Below are 18,718 nucleotides of genomic sequence, written 5' to 3'. Positions count from 1 at the left end.
CTAGAACTCCAGCTCGGCACTGAAGTACATCACTCGGCGCTCGTCGTAATTATTATCGACGAAGGTGGTCGGCTCATGGTCGAGGCGCTGTTGCAGCACGCCGGCCAGTTGCAATTGGGCCTTGCCCAGCGGGATGCGTTTGGCGATGCGCGTGTCGACCCGTTCGAAGCGATAGCCATTGAGCGCGTTGTCGCCGTAATAGAAGAGGGCGCTGTTCCAGCCATGGCCCCAATCGCGCAGCCAACCGGCCGAACCGCTATTGCTTGAGGTGAATTGTTGATCCAGCGGATTGCTCGCTTCGGCATCGACGAAGGCGTAAGTGAAGCGCAACCGGTCGGCGAGGCTTACGCGCCAGTCGAGCTGGGTTTCCGTGCCACGAAACCGCGAGCTGTTAGCGTTGCTCGCGATGTATTGGTTATTACGCAGTGGCTCGCTGATCATCCCGGTGATCTCGTCGTAGAACAGCTTCACGTCGAGGGCCAGACCGAGCTCGGCGAAATAGCCGTTGTAACCCAGCTCCCGTGAGCGCATGTGTTCCTGATCGAGATCGCCCGGCCCACGCGTCTTTACGAAGTAACGCGCCGACGACTGGCCGTAGGCGGAGGGTCGCAGGTTGCTGACCTGATAGCTCCAGTTCACATTGTTCTCGAACATGTCCGGCGAGCGGATCGCTTCCGAGTACACCGCGCGCAAACCGTGACGCGGATTGATCAAGTAGTTGACGGCAAATCGCGGGGTCAGCGAACTGCCGATCAGTTGCGTGTCTTCAAACATCGCACCGCCCTGCAACAACCAGTGTTCAGTGGCACGCCATTCCAGTTGGCCGAACGCGCGCCACGTGGTGTCGTCCAGCGTGCCGTTGAAGTAGGTCTCGGAGTCGGCGCGGTCGTAACGATAGTTCATGCCGCTGACCAGACGCAGGCTGTCGGACAGGCTGAGGGTGTCCTGCAATTCGAGGTCGTAGCGCGATTCGCGGGCGCTCTGGTCGATGTCGCCGCACAGGGTGCGGCTGGCGCCGTTACGCCATTGCTCGAGCACCTGATTGGCCAGGGCCATTTCCTGCGGGGTGCCGGGCGCAGCGCCGGGGCCGGTGAAGCGGGTGATGTTGCGCGCCAGGCGTTCGGTGTAATTCGGGTTGAGTTGCCACAGTTGTGTCAGCTCGGGACTGAACGACACCTCGGCATCGCAGGCGCGCCAGGTTTGCTGGCGATCCCAGTGTTGCGCCGAGCCTTGTATATAAAGGCTGTGTTCCGGGTTGATGTCGAGGTTCCAGCGCACCGAACCGGCGTAATCCTTGGCGACCACGTCGGAATTGTTCCCGGCGGCAGTAATCCCGGAGAACACCGGATGGTAGGTGTAGGGCCGTTGGTTGCTGCCGTCCTTGGCGTTGACCTGCCAGTCGAGGCTCTGGTTGTCGCTGAGGGCATGGCTGACGGCGAGACTGAAACGGTTCAAGCGACGGCTGTCGCGGTAATCGGCGCCGCTGCGGTCGCTGTCGAAACCGTCGTCCTCCTGTCCGGACAACGACAAGCGCAAGTCACCGCCATTCCAGCCGGTGCCCTGGCTGGCATAAAAGTCATTGATGCCGCGCTGGCCACGGGTGTACTTCAGCCGCGTGCCGTGGCTGTCCGCCGGGTGGCGGGTGATGATGTTGACCACCGCCATCAGCGCGTTGGCGCCATAACTGACGGTGTTCGGGCCGCGAAAGACTTCGATGCGCTCGACGTCTTCCATTGCCACCGGAATATCGCTCCAGTCCACTGTCGACAAACCGGCGCGGTACACCGAGCGGCCGTCGATCAACACCTGCATGCGCCGCGCTTCGGTGGCGTTGGTGCCATGGTAATTGACTGCCGCCTGATTGCCGCTGATGTTGCCGACCATCATCCCCGGCACCAGCCGCAGCAGTTCGCTGATGTCGCGGGCGCCGCTGGCGTTGATCAGTTCGCTGTCGAGTACGGTCATGCTCCCCGGTACTTCCGCCGGCGTCTGTTTCAGGCGCGTGGCCGTCAGCACCTGCGGCAGTGCTTCGTTGTCCATGAACAGGTCGTCGGCCAGCACGAACGGGCTGAACAGCAGCGCCAGTAAGACGGACGAACGCGGGGACGCAGAGCCAAAAGACACGACACAACCTTGATAGCGAAGAATTGGCGCGCATGTTAACCGAGGGCAGCGACTTTTCCAGTCACGTTGCAGGCATTTTCCTCGGTTTTATTGGTCTTCTTCCTACAAGTGTCGGTAATTGACGCAGGGGCTGGCCGCGACCGGGTCGCCCCGTATAATGCCGGCATCGCCACTGGTATGGATTAACGGATTGCATATGACTGAACAGCGCCCGATTGCGGTCCTGGGAGGCGGAAGTTTTGGTACCGCCGTGGCCAATCTACTGGCCGAGAACGGCCATCAAGTCCGGCAGTGGATGCGAGACCCCGAGCAGGCCGAGGCCATCCGGGTCAATCGCGAAAACCCGCGTTACCTCAAAGGCATCAAGATTCTGCCGGGCGTGACTGCGGTCACCGACCTGCAGGCAACCCTCGACGCCTGTGATTTGTGTTTTGTCGCGCTGCCGTCCAGCGCATTGCGCACGGTACTCGCCGCCCACGCCGAGCGGTTGAGCGGCAAGATGCTGGTCAGCCTGACCAAAGGCATCGAAGCCCAGACCTTCAAACTGATGAGCCAGATTCTCGAAGAGATCGCCCCGCAAGCGCGCATCGGCGTGCTGTCCGGGCCGAACCTCGCGCGGGAAATTGCCGAACACGCACTGACCGCCACCGTGGTCGCCAGCGAAGACGAAGAACTCTGTAAAGCCGTGCAAGCCGCGCTGCACGGTCGCACTTTCCGCGTTTACGCCAGCGCCGACCGTTTCGGTGTCGAACTGGGCGGGGCGTTGAAGAACGTCTACGCAATCATCGCCGGCATGGCGGTGGCGCTGGAGATGGGCGAGAACACCAAGAGCATGCTGATCACCCGCGCACTGGCCGAGATGACCCGCTTTGCGGTGAATCAGGGCGCTAATCCCATGACCTTCCTCGGTCTGGCCGGTGTCGGCGATCTGATCGTGACTTGTTCGTCGCCGAAGAGCCGCAACTATCAAGTCGGTTTCGCGCTGGGTCAGGGCTTGAGCCTCGACGAAGCAGTGTCACGCCTCGGTGAAGTCGCTGAAGGCGTCAACACCTTGAAGGTGCTCAAGGCCAAGTCCCAGGAAGTCGGCGTGTACATGCCGCTGGTCGCCGGGCTGCATGCGATCCTCTTTGAAGGACGCACGCTGGAGCAGGTGATCGGTCTACTGATGCGGGCCGAGCCGAAAACCGACGTCGACTTTATTTCCACCAGTGGTTTCAACTGAGTGAGCCGGGAGTAGCAAGCCATGAACGATCCGAAAACCGAAGCCAAGTACGAATCCATCCTCCTGCGCGTGCTGTGGATGATCGTCTACGTGCTGGTCTGGCAAGTGGCGCAGTTCATCCTCGGCGCGGTGGTGCTGGTGCAACTGATCTATCGTTTGATCTATGGCGCCCCGAGCGCCAGCCTGATGAACTTCGGCGACAGCCTGAGCCAGTTCCTGGCGCAGATCGGCCGCTTCGGCAGTTTTCACAGCGACCAGAAACCCTGGCCGTTCGCCGACTGGCCAACGCCGCGTACCCCGGAAGGTGAAGCGCCACACGCCGTTGCCCCGGCGCCACATCCGGTCCGAGATGAGGAACCCAAGCTATGAAACTCTGGGTATTGCGTCACGGCGAGGCCGTGCCTTACGGCTCGTGCCCCGACTCCGAACGGGAACTGACCGAGCACGGTCGTAAAGAAGCCTTGAGCAGCGCCGCCCGTTTGATCGGCCAGCCGCTGACGGCGATCTACGCCAGCCCTTATTTGCGTGCGCAACAGACCGCGCAGATTGTCCGTGAGGCGCTGGGTTTCGAGCCGGAGATTCGTACGGTCGAGTGGCTGACGCCGGAGGTTGATCCGGACAAGGTGACCGATCAATTGGTGTCGGTCAGCAATGTGCTGCTGGTCAGCCACAACCCGTTGGTGGGCAATCTGCTGAGTTACTTGCAGCATGGCGCCGGGTATCCGCCGGAGAAGGTCAGCACCGCCGGCCTGGCTGAGCTGGAAAGCCCTGAGCTGCTGATCGGCTCGATGACCCTCAACAGCCTCAAGCATCCGTAACGCTGATCCCTTGTGGGAGCGAGCCTGCTCGCGAAAGCGGCGTGTCATTCACCCTTTATGTGTCTGACACACTGCATTCGCGAGCAAGCTCGCTCCCACATTGGTTTCTGCCAACCCATGAAATTATTTGTTTGAATTTTCCAACCAAGCACTTGCTTGGTTGACTACGCTTGCTCCAGACCCAAAAAACAGGAGCGAGTCGCATGTCTGCCGCCTTCCGTTTGCCGCTGGACGTGTTTTACGAGCGTGAAGCCCGGCACCCGCGCCAGCGCTTTCTGGTGCAGCCCATCGGTGGCGGGCAGGTCGAGACGCTGAGCTGGGCCGACGTCGGCCATCAAGCCCGCTGCGCCGCGCACTGGCTGCGTGCTCGCGAGTTGCCGCAAGGCAGTCACATCGCCCTGATCTCGAAAAACTGCGCGCACTGGATCATCGCCGACCTGGCGATCTGGATGGCCGGGCACGTCTCCGTTCCGCTTTATCCCAACCTCACCGCCGACTCCGTCGCGCAAGTACTCAATCACTCGGAAAGCGTCCTGGCCTTCATTGGCAAACTCGACGACTGGCCGGGCATGTCCAAAGGCGTGCCGGCGGATCTGCCGACCATCAGCCTGCCATTGCACCCCCCCGGGGATTTCGATTTCAGCTGGGCGGACTTGCAGCGCAGTTCGCCGATTCAGGACGATCCACGTCCGGCGGCCGAGCAACTGGCGACGATCATCTACACCTCCGGCACCACTGGCCTGCCCAAAGGTGTCATGCACAGTTTCGCCAATCTCGGTTTCGCCACGACGCGCGGCACGCAACTGTTCGGGCTTAACGAGAACGATCGATTGCTCTCGTACTTGCCGCTGTGCCACGTCGCCGAGCGCATGTTCGTGGAACTGGCGTCGATTTATACCGGGCAAACGGTGTTCTTCGCCGAGAGCCTGGAAACCTTTATCACTGACTTGCAGCGAGCGCGGCCGACCGCGATGTTCGGTGTGCCGCGCATCTGGACCAAATTCCAGATGGGCGTGTACAGCAAGATCCCGGCGAAGCGTCTGGATTTTCTTCTCGGTCTGCCGTTCATTGGCAAGCGGGTCGGGCACAAAGTGTTGGCGGGGTTGGGGTTGGATGCCTTGCGCGTAGCGCTGTCCGGTGCCGCGCCGGTGCCGCAGACCTTGCTTGCCTGGTATCAGAAACTCGGCCTCGATGTATTGGAGGTCTACGGCATGACCGAGAGCTGCGGCTACTCGCACATCTGCCTGCCGGGGCAATACAAGCAGGGCTGGATCGGCAAGCCGTGCCCGGATGTCGAGGTGCGTATCGATGAGTCGGGCGAGGTGCAGGTACGCAGTCAGGCGAACATGCTCGGTTACTTCAAGGAACCGCTGAAAACCGCAGAAACCCTGACCGAGGACGGCTTCCTGCGCACTGGCGACAAGGGCGAACAGGATGCCGAGGGGCGCTTGCGCCTGACCGGCCGACTCAAGGAAATCTTCAAGACCAGCAAAGGCAAATACGTCGCCCCGGCGCCGATCGAGAACCGTTTGGCCGTGCATTCACGGATCGAACAGGTGTGCGTGGTGGGAGACGGTTTGAGTGCGCCGCTGGGGTTGTGTGTGCTGTCGAGCGTCAATCAGGAAGAGGGCCGGGCGAGCCTGCATTCGAGCCTGGAAAAACTCCTGGAAGAGGTCAACGCCGTGCTCGACAAGCATGAACGCCTGCGCCGGCTGGTGGTGGTCAAGGACAGTTGGGCGGTGGAAAACGGCTTTCTCACGCCGACGTTGAAGATCAAGCGCAACGTCATCGAAGACACCTATGGCGCGCGTTTCGAAGAATGGAGCGAGCGCAACGAGGCGGTGCTGTGGCAGGATTGAGCGACCACTAAAACAACAAAGGAAGTCTGCGATGAGCTTGTGGCGTACCACTCCGAACATCGAGCAGTTGAACGCAATCCAGAAAAACACCATCGGCGAAGTGCTGGACATCCGCTTCGAAGCGTTCGACGAAGACTCGCTGACCGCGAGCATGGTCATCGACCATCGCACCCATCAGCCCTACGGTTTGTTGCATGGCGGTGCATCGGTGGTGCTGGCGGAATCCGTAGGTTCGATGGCCAGTTATCTATGCATCGATGCCAGCAAGTTCTACTGCGTGGGGCTTGAGATCAACGCCAACCACTTGCGCGGCTTGCGCAGTGGCCGGGTGACGGCGGTGGCCAGGCCGATTCACATTGGCCGCACCACCCATGTGTGGGATATCCGTTTGACCAGCGATGAGGGTAAGGCCAGTTGTGTGTCGCGGCTGACCATGGCGGTGGTGCCGTTGGGGCAGACACCTCCCTCACAATGAGTCAAAAAGCGTTGTGCGTTTGCATGCTGATTACGCGCAGGTTGGGCAACTCGTATGACTCAGGGTGATGGTTGCCAGCGGGTGTATTCCTTATCTCGCTGTTCGATGGAGTGAAACGGTCGAGAATGAAACTGGAATCATCGGCCCTTGCCAGCTCAAAAGCGCCGCGCTGTACATGTTGTCCCAGGTAGGTTCGTGCCTCGGTGGGCGTTGCCAGGCTGGCAACAGTGGCCGAGCGCAGGTTGGGGTTGTCAATCGCGTTTGTCAGAGGCCCGGCAAGCAATGTCAACGAGGCGGTCAACGTCGAGCCGGCGGTGCGCGTCAATATGCCGTACAACCATTCAGCAGTGTTCGGTAGAGTAAGGGCCGGGTGGTCCGGACTGCGGTAGTTACCTCCGCGTAATGCATTGATCGTAGTGATGGACACCCCGTCCAGGCCTTCGACGACTGCACTTGCAGAGATTTCCAGGCTGGCCGGGAGGTTGGACCCGAGCGCGCCATCAGCGAAAAGCACTGCGCCGTAGAAAGCCATGCGCATGCCTGTGGTAGTGGCCGAAGGCGCGATTGTGACGCTGGGGCCTACGTTGGCGAGCGCACGTTGGCCTGTTTCCCTGGTCATGCCTCCCGGCACGCTGGAAAGGATACTGATGGCTGTGAGGTTCAAGGTCTGCGGGTCGTTCCAATAGGCATAAAGAGGGGCGGCCGCTCCCGCTGACGCACCCGCGATGCCAAAGATTGCGGCCATGATGATCTGGGCCGTGCGCCCATGATTACGACTGCTTGCAATGCGACTGCCTGCACCAATACCCATGGCACCCCCAGCCACTGCGCCAGTGGTGGCGCCTGCGATGGTCAATCCCAGGTTTATCCCGGGATCTGGATGCGCGTCCGAATCGGATGCCCACTGTGTCAACCCTTGGGCTGCAAAGTATCGTATCGCGTTTCCAGCCAACGCACTCACCCCATCCCGGACAAAGGTAGCGAGCGCCGCGCCGGTTCCTTCTCTGACGGTGACCAGTCCCTGAAAATCCACGTATCCGACAGGGTTGCCGTGCACCATGGCAAACAGATTCAACCCGTCCTGTACGCCAAGCGGATCCGCACTCATCCAGCGCTGAAGCCACGGTGCGTAGTAGCGAAAACCGTAGTAATACAATGCCGTCGCATCGCGTTCTTTACCCGAATAACGCAGGGTTTTGTAGTTCGCTTCAACTTCGCTGCGCCCCGCCCACCAGCAGGTTGCCCCGAACGGGTAGTATTCTTCCCGAGAAATTAGCTGTGCCTGCGCATCCAGTTCCAGGGTGCCGGAGTTCAAGTGATCGCTGAAACTGTAACGTTGCTGATCCTGAGGCATGCCGTGCGGAGGCGGTTTTTCAAAGTGCAACACCTGCACCGTCGCACGACCGGCCTTGATCGTGAGGACATGGACGCACTGATCCGCGGTGATGCGAATTTCCAGACCTGGCAGGTAACGGGTTTCATTGAGCCGTTGTACCGTGTCGGTGTAAGTCCGACAGATCTTGCGCAGGCGTTGTCCGCCTCTGTCATACACATAGCAGTCGCTATCATTCGGTCCATCTTCCCGAACTACGTGATCGACCCGCTGCAAGCCGTTGCGTCGATTCCATTGCAGTGTTTGTCCCTCCTGGAGAAACCTGCGGTTGCCATTGGCATCGTAGGCGGCGGCAATTTCCTTTTCTTCAGGGATGTGGCCGGTGGATGTTACCGGCAGGCTACGATTACTGGAGTTGGCGACAACCGTACGTTCGGTGCGGTTGCCGCTGGCGGCTCGATGCTCCACCAACAGCAGATTTCCGGCGGGATCATAAGTGTAGTCTCGCGTGTAGTTTTCCAGTTGGCCCGGGTCGGCGGGGGAGGCGAATGTCGGCAGCAGTGGGCCACCGGGAGCGTTGCGGATCTGCCGACCACTGGCTTCGATCAAGCGTGAGAGACTGTCGTAGCGGTAGTGGCAGACCGCTTCGATGCGTTGATTACGGTGATGCATGACCGCTGCCGCGTTATCGGTGAGACGGGTGATATTGCCGACAGCGTCATAGTCATAGGTCAGGTCCTGCAGGATTGTCCCCTCGCTTGTACGACAGCCAAGATGTTGCAGTCGGCCATCTTCAAGGCTGAAGGTCGCGTTGGATACCACGCCATTGCCGGCCCGCTGTTTTTCCATGTGGCCAAATGCGTTGTAGCGGATATCGCTGACCAATACCTGATTGTCGTCTTCCGTCGCCAGTCTCAGGCGAGTTTCCTTCAATTGGCCTGCCAGGTCTTGCACCAGTGTTTGCTGGTTGCCGATTGCATCTGTCTGGGTAATCTGTTCACCGACGGCGTTGTAGTTGAACTGGGTCGTCGCGGGGTGCTCTTCCAGAAATATATCGCGATCGGCTTCTGATTCCGGCCAGTTGACCGTCCATCCAGGATCGACGCAGAAGGTTCGATGCAAATGCAGAGGCTGGCCGTTCATCGCGAAATCAGAGACTTGCAGGGTGCCTGCCGTATCGTCATGCCGAATCAATCGGCCGTATCGGTTATGGCCGTCATCAGCCGCGCCTGCAAAGTAAGTGAAGCGTTCGGTGCAGTGTTCGGGTTCACCCTCTGATTGTTCATACGTGGCACTCGGGCGGCGCAGGGCGTCATGCTGAGTACGGCTGTGGTTGCGCTTCTGATCCCAGCCTTCAAGGTAAATGCCGTCTTCTGCGTACAGGCTCAAACGCCAGCCGGCGTCAGTATTTTCATTCAGGAGCAAGGCGTTCGACAGACTGAATACATTGCGTTGGTTCGCAGGCATGTCCTCAAGGAAGAGCCTGGGGTCGCGATGGCGTACTGTACGACCGGCTGCATCATGAGTCTGTTGAGTGATGTAACCCTCAGGTGCCGAGGTGCTGTCGCGACGGTGATAACGCACGCTGCGCAGTATTAGTCCGCGCGGGTCGAACGCTTGAGTGGATGGTGTCTGAGCGTGCGTCATGGGGTCAGCAATCGGGTCAGTGAGGATGAGTTTCTTATCTGGCCGCGCGCAATACCTGTCAACTGACAGAACTGACAGTTGACATCTGCACATTCATGGCGGTGGATAAGGTATAGCCGTGGCGCGACTGTCATCATTCCTGGCAGTTACGGTCATTGCTGCCGGACTCGGTCTTGCGGACAATCAACGCCACGTTTCCCGCTCATGGATTTGCCCGTATGTCGCAACCAATCTTTTTCGCCCACGCCAACGGGTTCCCCTCGGGCACCTATGGCAAGTTGTTCGCGGCGCTGGCGCCCGAGTACCGGGTTGCGCATCTGGAGCAGCACGCCCATGACCCGCGTTTCCCTGCGGATGACAACTGGTACAACCTCGTCGACGAGTTGATCCACCATTTGCAGCAGCAGGATCAACCGGTGTGGGGCGTTGGCCATTCGTTTGGCGGTGTATTGCATCTGCATGCGGCGTTGCGTTGCCCGGAGCTGTATCGCGGTGTGGTGATGCTTGATTCGCCCGTGCTGACTCGCACTGATCAATGGGTGATTCGTGCGGCCAAGCGTTTTGGCTTCATCGACAGACTGACCCCGGCCGGGCGTACGTTGGGGCGGCGCGAAGAGTTCGCCGATCTCGCCAGCGCACGTAGCTATTTCGCCGGCAAGACACTGTTCCGTGGTTTCGATCCGGAATGCTTCGATGCCTACCTGCAACATGGTTTGCACCAGGTCGGCGACAAGCTGCGCCTGCGCTTTGACCCGGCCACCGAGATCAGCATTTATCGCGGCGTGCCGCACACCAGCCCCGGTCGTACCCGACAATTGCAGGTGCCGCTGGCAGTGGTGCGCGGGCACAAGAGCCGTGTGGTCATGCGCCATCACACCCGTTTCGTTTCACGCCTGGCCCAAGGCGAAGCGCTGAGCATGCCCGGTGGCCACATGTTTCCACTCGAACGGCCGCAGGACACCGCACGTCTGCTGAAGACGCTGTTCACCCGCTGGGAAAACCGCCAGGACAAGGATTGCGTATGAGCCCGACCTTCGAAGAAGTGCGCCTGAGCCTGCCGCATATCGAGCTGGCAGCGCATTTGTTCGGTCCTGAGGACGGTGTGCCGGTCATCGCCCTGCATGGCTGGCTCGACAACGCCAACAGCTTTGCCCGTTTGGCGCCGAAGCTCAAAGGCTTGCGCATCATCGCGTTGGACATGGCTGGCCACGGGTATTCCGGGCATCGACCAAACGGCGCAGGTTATGCGCTGTGGGATTACGCCCATGACGTGCTGCAAGTCGCCGAGCAACTGGGCTGGAAACGTTTCGGCCTGCTTGGGCATTCGATGGGCGCGATTGTTTCGCTGGTACTGGCGGGGTCGTTGCCGGAGCGCATCAGTCATCTGGCATTGATCGACGGTGTGATTCCGCCTACAGACAAAGGCGAAAATGCGGCCGAGCGCATGGGCATGGCCCTGCAAGCGCAACTGGATCTGCGGGAAAAGTGCAAACCGGTTTACAACACCCTCGACCGCGCCATCGAAGCGCGGATGAAGGGGCTGGTGGCGGTCAGTCGAGAGGCCGCCGAATTGTTGGCTCAACGTGGGTTGATGCCGGTGCCGGGCGGTTACACCTGGCGCACCGACAATCGCCTGACCTTGCCATCGCCGCTGCGTCTGACCCAGGAGCAGGCGATGGCTTTCGCGCTTCGAGTCAGTTGCCCTGCGCATCTGGTGGTCGCGGCTGACGGCATGCTGGCCAAACATCCCGAGTTGCTGGAGCGTCTACCCTTTAGCCGGGAACAGTTGGCGGGCGGGCACCATTTGCACTTGAACGATGAGGCCGGGGCGGATCTTGTCGCAGACTGTTTCAATCGGTTCTTCGCCATTCCTTGACTTGCTGCGGGCAACTGTCGAGGCTGGGCGGGTTGAAATGGGAGACAACCACGATGGATTTCTACACCGCTGCGACCTCGAATTACCCAGTCATGCCGATCCGATGAGCCTGACTATGCGGTCACTCAGTCTGTTGGCACTGTGCTGTTTCAGTACCGTTTCGTTCGCCGCCGATGTGCCGGGCAGTCAGGATCTGCAGATCGTGCCGCGTCTGGCCGATGCACAGATCGTCGACTACCGCCCGCCCGTGGAGCTTGAGCGGATCTATCCGCTGGGTTCGATCCGCAAGATCAGCGGGCAACTGCGTTTCGACGGCCAGGTCACCGCCCGTGGCCAGACCACTTCGGTGACCTACGAATTGCCGCCCGAACACTCCGCCACCGAAGCCTTTACCGCTGCTCGCGAAGCCCTGCAAAAACAGGACGCCGAATTGCTGTTCTGGTGTCAGGCGCGTGATTGCGGGGAAAGCAGCCTGTGGGCCAACGAGGTGTTTGGTAATGCCAAACTGTATGGTGCCGACGAGCAGCAGGCCTACCTGCTGTTGAGGCTGGCGGCACCGCGCGACAACACGCTGGTGGCGCTTTACAGCATCACTCGCGGCAATCGCAAAGCCTATCTGCATGTCGAACAGTTCGAGGCGGTTGCACCGCTGGGCGAGTTGCTGCCGACCTCGGCGACGCTGTTGCGTCAGCTCAAAAGTACCGGTGAACTGGATTTTCCTGATCGCGTGAATGAGCCGGATGACACCTGGCTACGCCTGATTTCCCGTGGCCTTAACCTCGATACGACGTTACGCGTGACGGTGTCAGGGCCCAAAGCCGAAGCCTGGCGCCAGGCGCTGATCAATCAGGGTGTGCGGGCAGCACGCATGGAAACCGGCAGTGTCGAAGGCTCTGGCCTGCGCATCGATCTGTTGCGTTAAGCTGTTTTTGGCGAGCACGAGTCGTGTGTTCGCCTACTCTTTGCCTGACTGACTTTTTCGAGACCTCACATGCTCAATAATGATCGCCTGCTGGTGCAGATCCTGCTGCTGGTGTTGTTTGGTGCCAGCCTGTGGGTGATGGCGCCGTTCTGGTCGGCGCTGTTCTGGGGCGCGGTGCTGGCGTTTGCCAGCTGGCCGCTGATGCGCCTGTTGACCCGTTGGCTCAATGGCCGTGAGTCGCTAGCTGCGGGGATTCTGACGCTGGGCTGGATGTTGCTGGTGGCCGCGCCGCTGGTCTGGCTGGGGTTCAACGTGGGGGATCATGTGCGTGATGCCACGGCGTTCATCAAGGATGTGCAGGTCGATGGTCTGCCGGAAGCGCCGGTGTGGCTGGGGACGGTGCCGTTCGTGGGCGAGCGCCTGGTCGGATTGTGGAACAGCATCGATCAGCAGGGCGCCGCGCTGATGGTGTCGATCAAACCTTATCTGGGCCAGGTCGGCAACTGGCTGCTGGCGCGCAGTGCGCAGATCGGCGGCGGGATTCTCGAGCTGACGTTGAGCATTGTCTTTGTGTTCTTTTTCTATCGTGACGGGCCTCGGCTGGCGGCGTTTGTGCACAGTCTGCTGGAGCGCTTGATCGGGGATCGTGCCGGGTATTACATCGAGTTGGTGGCGGGTACGGTGCAGCGGGTGGTCAACGGGGTGATCGGCACGGCGGCGGCGCAGGCGGTTCTGGCGTTGATCGGGTTTTTGATTGCCGGGGTGCCGGGGGCATTGGTGCTCGGGATCGTTACCTTCCTGTTGAGTCTGATTCCGATGGGGCCGCCGTTGGTGTGGGTGCCGGCGACGGCCTGGCTGGCGTGGAAGGGTGAGTACGGGATGGCGGTGTTTCTCGGGATCTGGGGGACGTTCATCATCAGTGGCGTGGACAACGTGCTCAAGCCGTATCTGATCAGCCGCGGGGGGAATTTGCCGTTGGTGATTGTGTTGCTTGGGGTGTTTGGCGGGTTGATTGCGTTTGGGTTTATCGGGTTGTTTATCGGGCCTACGTTGTTGGCGGTGGCTTATAGTTTGTTGACGGATTGGAGTAAGAGTCAGGGGCGGGTTGAAGAGCGACGCTGATTTTTGTGGGTATATCCGTTGCTGCGGGTGTTGCTGATTAAGGTTCCGCCCTTACGGCGGGTCACTTTTGGCAAACGCCCTCCGTGTCAGGCTACCTGTCGCCCTTGTTGATTGACTCAACTACTCAAGAGGGCGAAGGTGCATAACCATGTCCAAAATGGGCAAACGCTACGACAACGACTTCAAAGATTGGGTCGTTCTGCAAATGATGCCGCCACTCAATCGATCAGTGGCGGAACTTGCCTCTGCACTCAATCTCACGCCACAGTCACTGCGAAACTGGAGACAAATGGCTAGAGACAAAGGCTTAATTGTTCCGGGAAACGGCAAGACCAGTGACCAATGGTCTAGCGCCGATAAATTCAATGCCGTCATGGAAACCGCGCCGTTGAGCGAGGTCGAGATCTCTCAATATTGCCGAATCAAAGGCATTTACCCTGAGCAAATCCAACAGTGGCGAGTGGCATGCCAAAACGCTAATCCCGTTGTTGATCTCTCCTCTCGAACTTCAAAAACGGCCGAGCAACGGCGCATCAAAATACTTGAGCGCCAACTGATTCAGTCTGATGCCAGTCGTGCAGAGGCGGTGGCGTTGCTGGAGCTCAGAAAAAAAGCCAATGCGATCTGGGGCAAGGACAAGGAAGACTGATCAACGCCTCTGATCGTACGCAAGCCATGAAGTTGATTGCCGACGCAGTGCTGAATGGCGCTCGTCGATACCGCGCTTGCAATGAACTGGGTCTGAGCCTGCGCACAGTTCAACGCTGGCAACACTCGTCGTGTGACGGACGACAGTTGGCTCAACGTGCAGCTCCGGCTAACAAGCTCAGTGATACGGAGCGTCAAGCGGTGCTGGATGCTGCCAATCAGGCTGGCTACGCCAGCCTGACCCCACACCAAATCGTGCCTAAGCTGGCCGATGAAGGCATTTATCTGGCTTCGGAGTCGACGTTTTATCGTGTGTTGAAAGCCGTCAATCAAAACGTCCGTCGCGGCCGGGCCAAAGCCCCAAAACGCAGAGTACTGACGACGCATCGCGCTGATGGCCCCAATCAGGTGTGGTGCTGGGACATCACCTGGTTGCCGAGCACAGTGAAGGGCCGTTTTTTCTACTGGTACATGGTCAAGGACGTCTACAGCCGCAAACTGGTCGCCAATGAAGTCCACGAGGTGGAGAGCGCCGAACACGCCTGTGAACTGCTCACAAAGGGATGTTTACGGGAACATACTGCAGGTCGTCCGCTGGTGTTGCACTCAGATAATGGACACGTGATGAGAGGTTCTTTGTTGCGTGAAAGCATGGTCGCGCTGGGTGTAGAACCTTCTTTTAGCCGGCCAAGAGTGAGCAATGACAACGCTTACGCCGAAGCACTTTTTCGCACTGCAAAGTACTGCCCGCTTTGGCCCGATCAACCATTTGATACGGTCACTGATGCAAGGCTTTGGGTGCAGACGTTCATCGAGTGGTACAACGAAGATCACCGCCACAGCGCCTTGAAATACGTCACGCCAAACCAACGGCACGAGGGCAAAGCAACCGCCCTATTACAAGCTAGAACAGAGCTTTATGAGGATGCCAGGGAAGCTAATCCAAGCCGCTGGAGTACTCGAACACGAAACTGGAAACTGGCAGACGCAGTTTATTTAAACCCAGAACGCCCTGAAATTAAGGGCGTAATGGGCTAGCAGTTGTAGGACCAAGGCGACAGGTACCTTGACACGTACCGAACGCCCCAAAAGTAACCAAAAGGGCTTGCTCCTACGTGCGGCCCGCTCGCTGGGGCTCGGGGTTCCTTCGCTGCGGGATCGATCCGGGCGCAGCGCCTACGGTTTGCTTCGCTGCACCTCCTCTCGCTGTGTTTGGCTTCGCCAAACGGTCGCTGCGCTCCCACGCCCGGATCAATCCCTCCACTCAGCCTTCCGACGTCGCCCTACAGATCAAGAGCTGCAGCCGAGCTAACGCTCATCCTGTTGAGTGGTGAAGAGCAAGTGTTCGGCTTCTGTTTTGTGGTGGATTTGCCCCTCATCGGAACGCCGCCCGCCCAGCCCTCTCCCGAAGGAGAGGGAGCCGATTTGTGTGCTTTTCAAAGCCTGCGTTCGACGCGGTATTTCACGTCGGCGTATCTCCCCCAAACACCGCGGTCAGTCCCCTCTCCCTCTGGGAGAGGGTTAGGGTGAGGGGCTTTTGATTTTCCGCGGCGAATAATGGCGTCGACTCAAGTCGCTACATTCAAATACTTGCCCACCGACGCCGTCTTCTCCAGCGAGTACTGCTTGCTCAAATTGGCAATCATGCGGTTCAGCGCTTCAGTGGTGCTCTGGGTCGAAGCGGTCTGTTCTTCGTCCGGTCGTTCTCGCCCTGCCTGTAAAGCCGCTTTCAGCTCGTCGCTGCTGACACCGCCGCTGCTGTCGCTATCGAGAACCTTGAGCAGCGCGGCACTGGTGTCAGTGCTGGTGGTTGAAGTCGCGCTGTCGCTGGTTTGCAGTGCGCTGCTGAGTTCTGTCGCGATCACGCTGCCGTCGCCATCGGCGTCAAGTTGGCTGAACAGTTCGTCGCTGTCGATTTGTGGTGGCGGAGGCGGCGGTGGGGTCAGGCTGGCGGTGAGTTCGTCCTGGCTGACGGTGCCGTCCTTGTTCTTGTCGAGTGCGGAGAAAAGTTCATTGCTGTCGGCGCTGTTGCCGGCGCTGGTCAGGCCGCTGCTCAGTTCGTCGCTGCTGATGGCGCCGTCGCCATCGGTGTCGAGGGCGCTGATCAGGGCGTCGGCGAGGTCGGTGTCCGGTGCTTGATCGTGTGGTGGCGGGGGCGGCGCCATGGCGGTCATTTCTTCGGCGCTGAGGTTGCCGCTGGCGTCGCTGTCCAGATCGCCGAACTGTTTGCTCAGGTTGACCAGCAGGCCGTCGTCGTTCTTCTGCGGCAGGGCGCTTTTCAGTTCGTCCTGATCCACCGCGCCGTCGCCGTTGCTGTCGAGTTTGGCGAACAGTTCTTTTTGCAGTTGCTGGCTGCGGGCGTTTTGCGTGGTGGTGTTGCTGGTGCTGGTATAGCTCGTGTAGTTGCTGACGCTACCGATCATCGGACTCACTCCCTGGAATGGAAAACCGGTGGGTGTACCGGCTTATGCAGCGTCAGGGCGCAAGTTATCGGGGGTATGTGGGGTTTGTACCGGACGGTACACACGGCAGAATGAACACCGCCAAACCCTGTGGGAGCGAGCCTGCTCGCGAAGAGGCCGGTACATCCAAAAAAGATGTTGGATCAGATGACGCCTTCGCGAGCAGGCTCGCTCCCACACTGAGTCGGTGGTGTTCTCAGGGGCGAGGGAGGCGAATGATGGCGGTAAGGCCGCCGCCGGGGGTTTCTTCGAGGTTGAGCTGGCCACCCAGACGCAGCGCCGCCTCCCGGGCAATGGTCATCCCCAGCCCCACACCGCCGGAGTTGCGATTGCGCGAGCCTTCCAGCCGATAAAACGGCTCAAATACCGCTTCACGCTTGTCCTCGGCAATCCCCGGGCCGTGGTCGATCACGCGGATCAGCAGTTGCTCGCGCTGATCCTGCAATTCGATGCGTGCCTGGCCGGCGTAACGCAGGGCATTGTCCATGAGGTTGTTGATGCACGAACGCAGTGCCATGGGTTGTACCGGCAGCGGTGCGCAATGGCCGCTGACTTGCACGTCGGCGCCTTGGTCCTGAGCGTTTTCACACAGCGACTCGACCAATGCCTGCACATCCATCAACTGCAACGCTTCGCTGGTGCGCTGTTCGTGCAGGTAGGTGAGCGTGGCGTCGAGCATGCCGATCATGTCGTCCAGATCCTGGCGCATCTGGCCTTGCAGCTTTTCATCGCTGATGTTTTCCAGGCGCAGTTTCAGACGTGACAACGGTGTGCGCAGATCATGGGAAACCGCGCCCAGCATCCGCGCGCGCTGCTGCACCTGTTCGCGAATGCGCTGTTGCATCAGGTTGAAGGTATACGCGGCTTGTCGTGCTTCGCGCGGGCCGGACTCGTCGAGCGGCGGGCTGTCGAGGTCTTCGCTGAGGCGTTCGGCGGCGTCGCTCAGGCGCTGGATCGGGCGACTCAGCAGCTTGGCGCCGTACCACGCCGCGATCATCAGCGTGATGAACTGAAAGGTCAGCGGCACCACCGGGCCACCGAACCACGGACGCGGTGGCCGTGGCGGATAACGCGGGTCCTGTGAGGGTTGTCGCTCGGCGCCTTGGGAAAACTCCGGCGGCGGTGGCGGAGGGCCGTAGAGATGGAACCAGGTGAAAGCCAGCAGGTGCGCGAGGACGATCGCCACGAACAGCACGCCAAACAGGCGGCCGAACAGCGTGTCGAAGCGCGCCCGCATCAACCGATGTCTCGCGCGTCGAACAGATAACCCTCACCGCGCACGGTTTTGATCAACTGCGGGGCTTTCGGGTCGTCACCGAGTTTTTGCCGCAGACGCGACACCAGCAAATCGATGCTGCGGTCGAAGGCTTCGATCGAGCGGCCACGGGCAGCATCGAGCAGTTGCTCGCGGCTGAGTACCCGGCGCGGACGTTCGATAAACACCCACAGCAAGCGGAATTCGGCGTTGGACAGCGGCACTACGAGACCATCGTCGGCGATCAACTGACGCAGCACGCTGTTCAAGCGCCAGTTGTCGAAACGGATGTTGGCCCGTTGTTCGGTACGATCATCACGCACCCGGCGCAGGATGGTCTGAATTCGTGCGACCAGTTCGCGTGGCTCGAACGGTTTGGCCATGTAGTCATCGGCGCCCAGTTCCAGGCCGATGATGCGGTCGGTCGGTTCGCAACGGGCGGTGAGCATCAGGATCGGGATGTCCGATTCGGCGCGCAGCCAGCGGCACAGCGACAAGCCGTCTTCGCCGGGCAGCATCAGGTCCAGCACGACGACATCGAAATGCTCGGCCTGCATCGCCTGACGCATCGCCGCACCGTCGGTGACGCCGCTGGCGTGGATATTGAAGCGGGCGAGGTAATCGATCATCAGCTCGCGGATCGGCACATCATCGTCGACGATCAGCGCACGAATGCTCCAGCGCTTGTCGTCTTTTTGCTCATCCGTCACGGTCGTTTGGGTGTTGTGCATGGGGCTGTTCATCTGCCAGTAGGCCGCCAACCACAAAAGATGGGCTGCGAGGTGGTGGTTTCAGCATAGGCGTCCGGCCGTTAGGCGGGAAGTGCTGATGTAAGGACGTGTTGCGGCTGGCGAGGCTAGCGCGGGTGCTTGTTGCTGGCGTGTCGGTTGTGTATCGGAGTCGACACAATAGCAGCGAGCGCTATGCTGATCACGGTCGACGCGATGATTTACCG

Annotated in this window: 15 protein-coding genes; 10 read left to right on the top strand and 5 right to left on the bottom strand. The window is 59.9% G+C overall.

Going from position 1 to position 18,718, the window contains the following annotated elements; translation table 11 throughout:
* Positions 1-2,124 carry a TonB-dependent receptor domain-containing protein gene (locus RMV17_RS21890; RefSeq protein WP_311882514.1) on the bottom strand — a complete coding sequence of 708 codons (2,124 nt, stop codon included), beginning with the start codon at positions 2,122-2,124 and terminating at the stop codon, positions 1-3.
* A 196-nt stretch (positions 2,125-2,320) separates the two neighbouring features.
* On the opposite strand from RMV17_RS21890, the gene RMV17_RS21885 reads away from it, so the two are divergent.
* The 5 genes from RMV17_RS21885 (at position 2,321) to RMV17_RS21865 (ending at position 6,498) form a co-directional block, all read left to right on the top strand.
* Positions 2,321-3,346, top strand: coding sequence for an NAD(P)H-dependent glycerol-3-phosphate dehydrogenase (locus RMV17_RS21885; RefSeq protein ID WP_095114424.1), 1,026 nt, complete (start codon positions 2,321-2,323; stop codon positions 3,344-3,346).
* Positions 3,347-3,367: 21 nt separating this feature from the next.
* Positions 3,368-3,715 (top strand): DUF4389 domain-containing protein, encoded by a 348-nt coding sequence (locus tag RMV17_RS21880; protein WP_008087808.1) that lies wholly within the window; start codon positions 3,368-3,370, stop codon positions 3,713-3,715.
* Positions 3,712-4,164 (top strand): phosphohistidine phosphatase SixA, encoded by a 453-nt coding sequence (sixA, locus tag RMV17_RS21875; protein WP_007917466.1) that lies wholly within the window; start codon positions 3,712-3,714, stop codon positions 4,162-4,164. Before RMV17_RS21880 ends, sixA begins: the two co-directional genes overlap by 4 nt.
* Before the next feature lie 203 nt (positions 4,165-4,367).
* Positions 4,368-6,023: an AMP-binding protein gene (locus RMV17_RS21870; RefSeq protein WP_311882508.1), complete on the top strand. Its 1,656-nt coding sequence runs from the start codon at positions 4,368-4,370 to the stop codon at positions 6,021-6,023.
* Positions 6,024-6,054: 31 nt separating this feature from the next.
* A complete protein-coding gene (locus tag RMV17_RS21865; protein WP_311882506.1) occupies positions 6,055-6,498 on the top strand; it encodes a hotdog fold thioesterase in 444 nt (147 codons plus the stop codon).
* 1 nt (position 6,499) lies between these two features.
* Here RMV17_RS21865 and RMV17_RS21860 read toward each other — a convergent pair whose 3' ends face one another.
* Entirely contained in the window at positions 6,500-9,478 is a 2,979-nt protein-coding gene (locus RMV17_RS21860; protein WP_311882504.1) for an RHS repeat-associated core domain-containing protein, read from the bottom strand.
* Positions 9,479-9,696: 218 nt separating this feature from the next.
* Here RMV17_RS21860 and RMV17_RS21855 point away from each other — a divergent pair, with 218 nt between their 5' ends.
* The 5 genes from RMV17_RS21855 (at position 9,697) to RMV17_RS21835 (ending at position 15,084) form a co-directional block, all read left to right on the top strand.
* Positions 9,697-10,503 (top strand): alpha/beta fold hydrolase, encoded by an 807-nt coding sequence (locus tag RMV17_RS21855; protein ID WP_034155822.1) that lies wholly within the window; start codon positions 9,697-9,699, stop codon positions 10,501-10,503.
* Positions 10,500-11,354 (top strand): alpha/beta hydrolase, encoded by an 855-nt coding sequence (locus RMV17_RS21850; protein ID WP_311882500.1) that lies wholly within the window; start codon positions 10,500-10,502, stop codon positions 11,352-11,354. The genes RMV17_RS21855 and RMV17_RS21850 overlap by 4 nt, the downstream gene beginning before the upstream one ends.
* 115 nt (positions 11,355-11,469) lie before the next feature.
* Entirely contained in the window at positions 11,470-12,276 is an 807-nt protein-coding gene (locus RMV17_RS21845) for a DUF4892 domain-containing protein (RefSeq protein WP_034155824.1), read from the top strand.
* A 69-nt stretch (positions 12,277-12,345) separates the two neighbouring features.
* On the top strand, positions 12,346-13,398 hold the full coding sequence (locus RMV17_RS21840; RefSeq protein ID WP_034155825.1) for an AI-2E family transporter: 1,053 nt from the start codon (positions 12,346-12,348) through the stop codon (positions 13,396-13,398).
* 157 nt (positions 13,399-13,555) lie between these two features.
* A protein-coding gene (locus tag RMV17_RS21835; protein WP_311887015.1) for an IS3 family transposase occupies positions 13,556-15,084 on the top strand; the annotation gives its coding sequence in 2 pieces (ribosomal slippage) (positions 13,556-13,997 and positions 13,997-15,084; 1,530 coding nt in all).
* 530 nt (positions 15,085-15,614) lie between these two features.
* On the opposite strand, the gene xopAW is transcribed toward RMV17_RS21835, so the two are convergent.
* From xopAW to RMV17_RS21820, 3 genes are all read right to left on the bottom strand, one after another.
* Positions 15,615-16,469, bottom strand: a complete 855-nt coding sequence (gene xopAW / locus RMV17_RS21830) for a XopAW family type III secretion system calcium-binding effector (RefSeq protein ID WP_311882496.1) — start codon at positions 16,467-16,469, stop codon at positions 15,615-15,617.
* A 235-nt stretch (positions 16,470-16,704) separates the two neighbouring features.
* On the bottom strand, positions 16,705-17,745 hold the full coding sequence (locus RMV17_RS21825) for a HAMP domain-containing sensor histidine kinase (RefSeq protein WP_034155386.1): 1,041 nt from the start codon (positions 17,743-17,745) through the stop codon (positions 16,705-16,707).
* Positions 17,745-18,506: a response regulator gene (locus RMV17_RS21820; protein ID WP_371260451.1), complete on the bottom strand. Its 762-nt coding sequence runs from the start codon at positions 18,504-18,506 to the stop codon at positions 17,745-17,747. Before RMV17_RS21820 ends, RMV17_RS21825 begins: the two co-directional genes overlap by 1 nt.
* Positions 18,507-18,718: the final 212 nt, after the last annotated feature.

It is taken from the genome of Pseudomonas sp. VD-NE ins (assembly GCF_031882575.1).
Lineage (GTDB): Bacteria > Pseudomonadota > Gammaproteobacteria > Pseudomonadales > Pseudomonadaceae > Aquipseudomonas > Aquipseudomonas fluorescens_BZ.
Note: the sequence above shows the minus strand (reverse complement) of the source record. Positions and strands in the feature narration are given on the sequence as shown.

Excerpts from the sequence above, each read along its gene's own strand:
- RMV17_RS21885 (WP_095114424.1), top strand. The coding sequence starts at position 2,321 with ATGACTGAACAGCGCCCGATTGCGGTCCTGGGAGGCGGAAGTTTTGGT.
- sixA (WP_007917466.1), top strand. The coding sequence starts at position 3,712 with ATGAAACTCTGGGTATTGCGTCACGGCGAGGCCGTGCCTTACGGCTCG.
- RMV17_RS21880 (WP_008087808.1), top strand. The coding sequence starts at position 3,368 with ATGAACGATCCGAAAACCGAAGCCAAGTACGAATCCATCCTCCTGCGC.
- RMV17_RS21855 (WP_034155822.1), top strand. The coding sequence starts at position 9,697 with ATGTCGCAACCAATCTTTTTCGCCCACGCCAACGGGTTCCCCTCGGGC.
- RMV17_RS21870 (WP_311882508.1), top strand. The coding sequence starts at position 4,368 with ATGTCTGCCGCCTTCCGTTTGCCGCTGGACGTGTTTTACGAGCGTGAA.
- xopAW (WP_311882496.1), bottom strand. The coding sequence starts at position 16,469 with ATGATCGGTAGCGTCAGCAACTACACGAGCTATACCAGCACCAGCAAC.
- RMV17_RS21825 (WP_034155386.1), bottom strand. The coding sequence starts at position 17,745 with ATGCGGGCGCGCTTCGACACGCTGTTCGGCCGCCTGTTTGGCGTGCTG.
- RMV17_RS21850 (WP_311882500.1), top strand. The coding sequence starts at position 10,500 with ATGAGCCCGACCTTCGAAGAAGTGCGCCTGAGCCTGCCGCATATCGAG.
- RMV17_RS21845 (WP_034155824.1), top strand. The coding sequence starts at position 11,470 with ATGCGGTCACTCAGTCTGTTGGCACTGTGCTGTTTCAGTACCGTTTCG.
- RMV17_RS21820 (WP_371260451.1), bottom strand. The coding sequence starts at position 18,506 with ATGAACAGCCCCATGCACAACACCCAAACGACCGTGACGGATGAGCAA.
- RMV17_RS21865 (WP_311882506.1), top strand. The coding sequence starts at position 6,055 with ATGAGCTTGTGGCGTACCACTCCGAACATCGAGCAGTTGAACGCAATC.
- RMV17_RS21860 (WP_311882504.1), bottom strand. The coding sequence starts at position 9,478 with ATGACGCACGCTCAGACACCATCCACTCAAGCGTTCGACCCGCGCGGA.
- RMV17_RS21840 (WP_034155825.1), top strand. The coding sequence starts at position 12,346 with ATGCTCAATAATGATCGCCTGCTGGTGCAGATCCTGCTGCTGGTGTTG.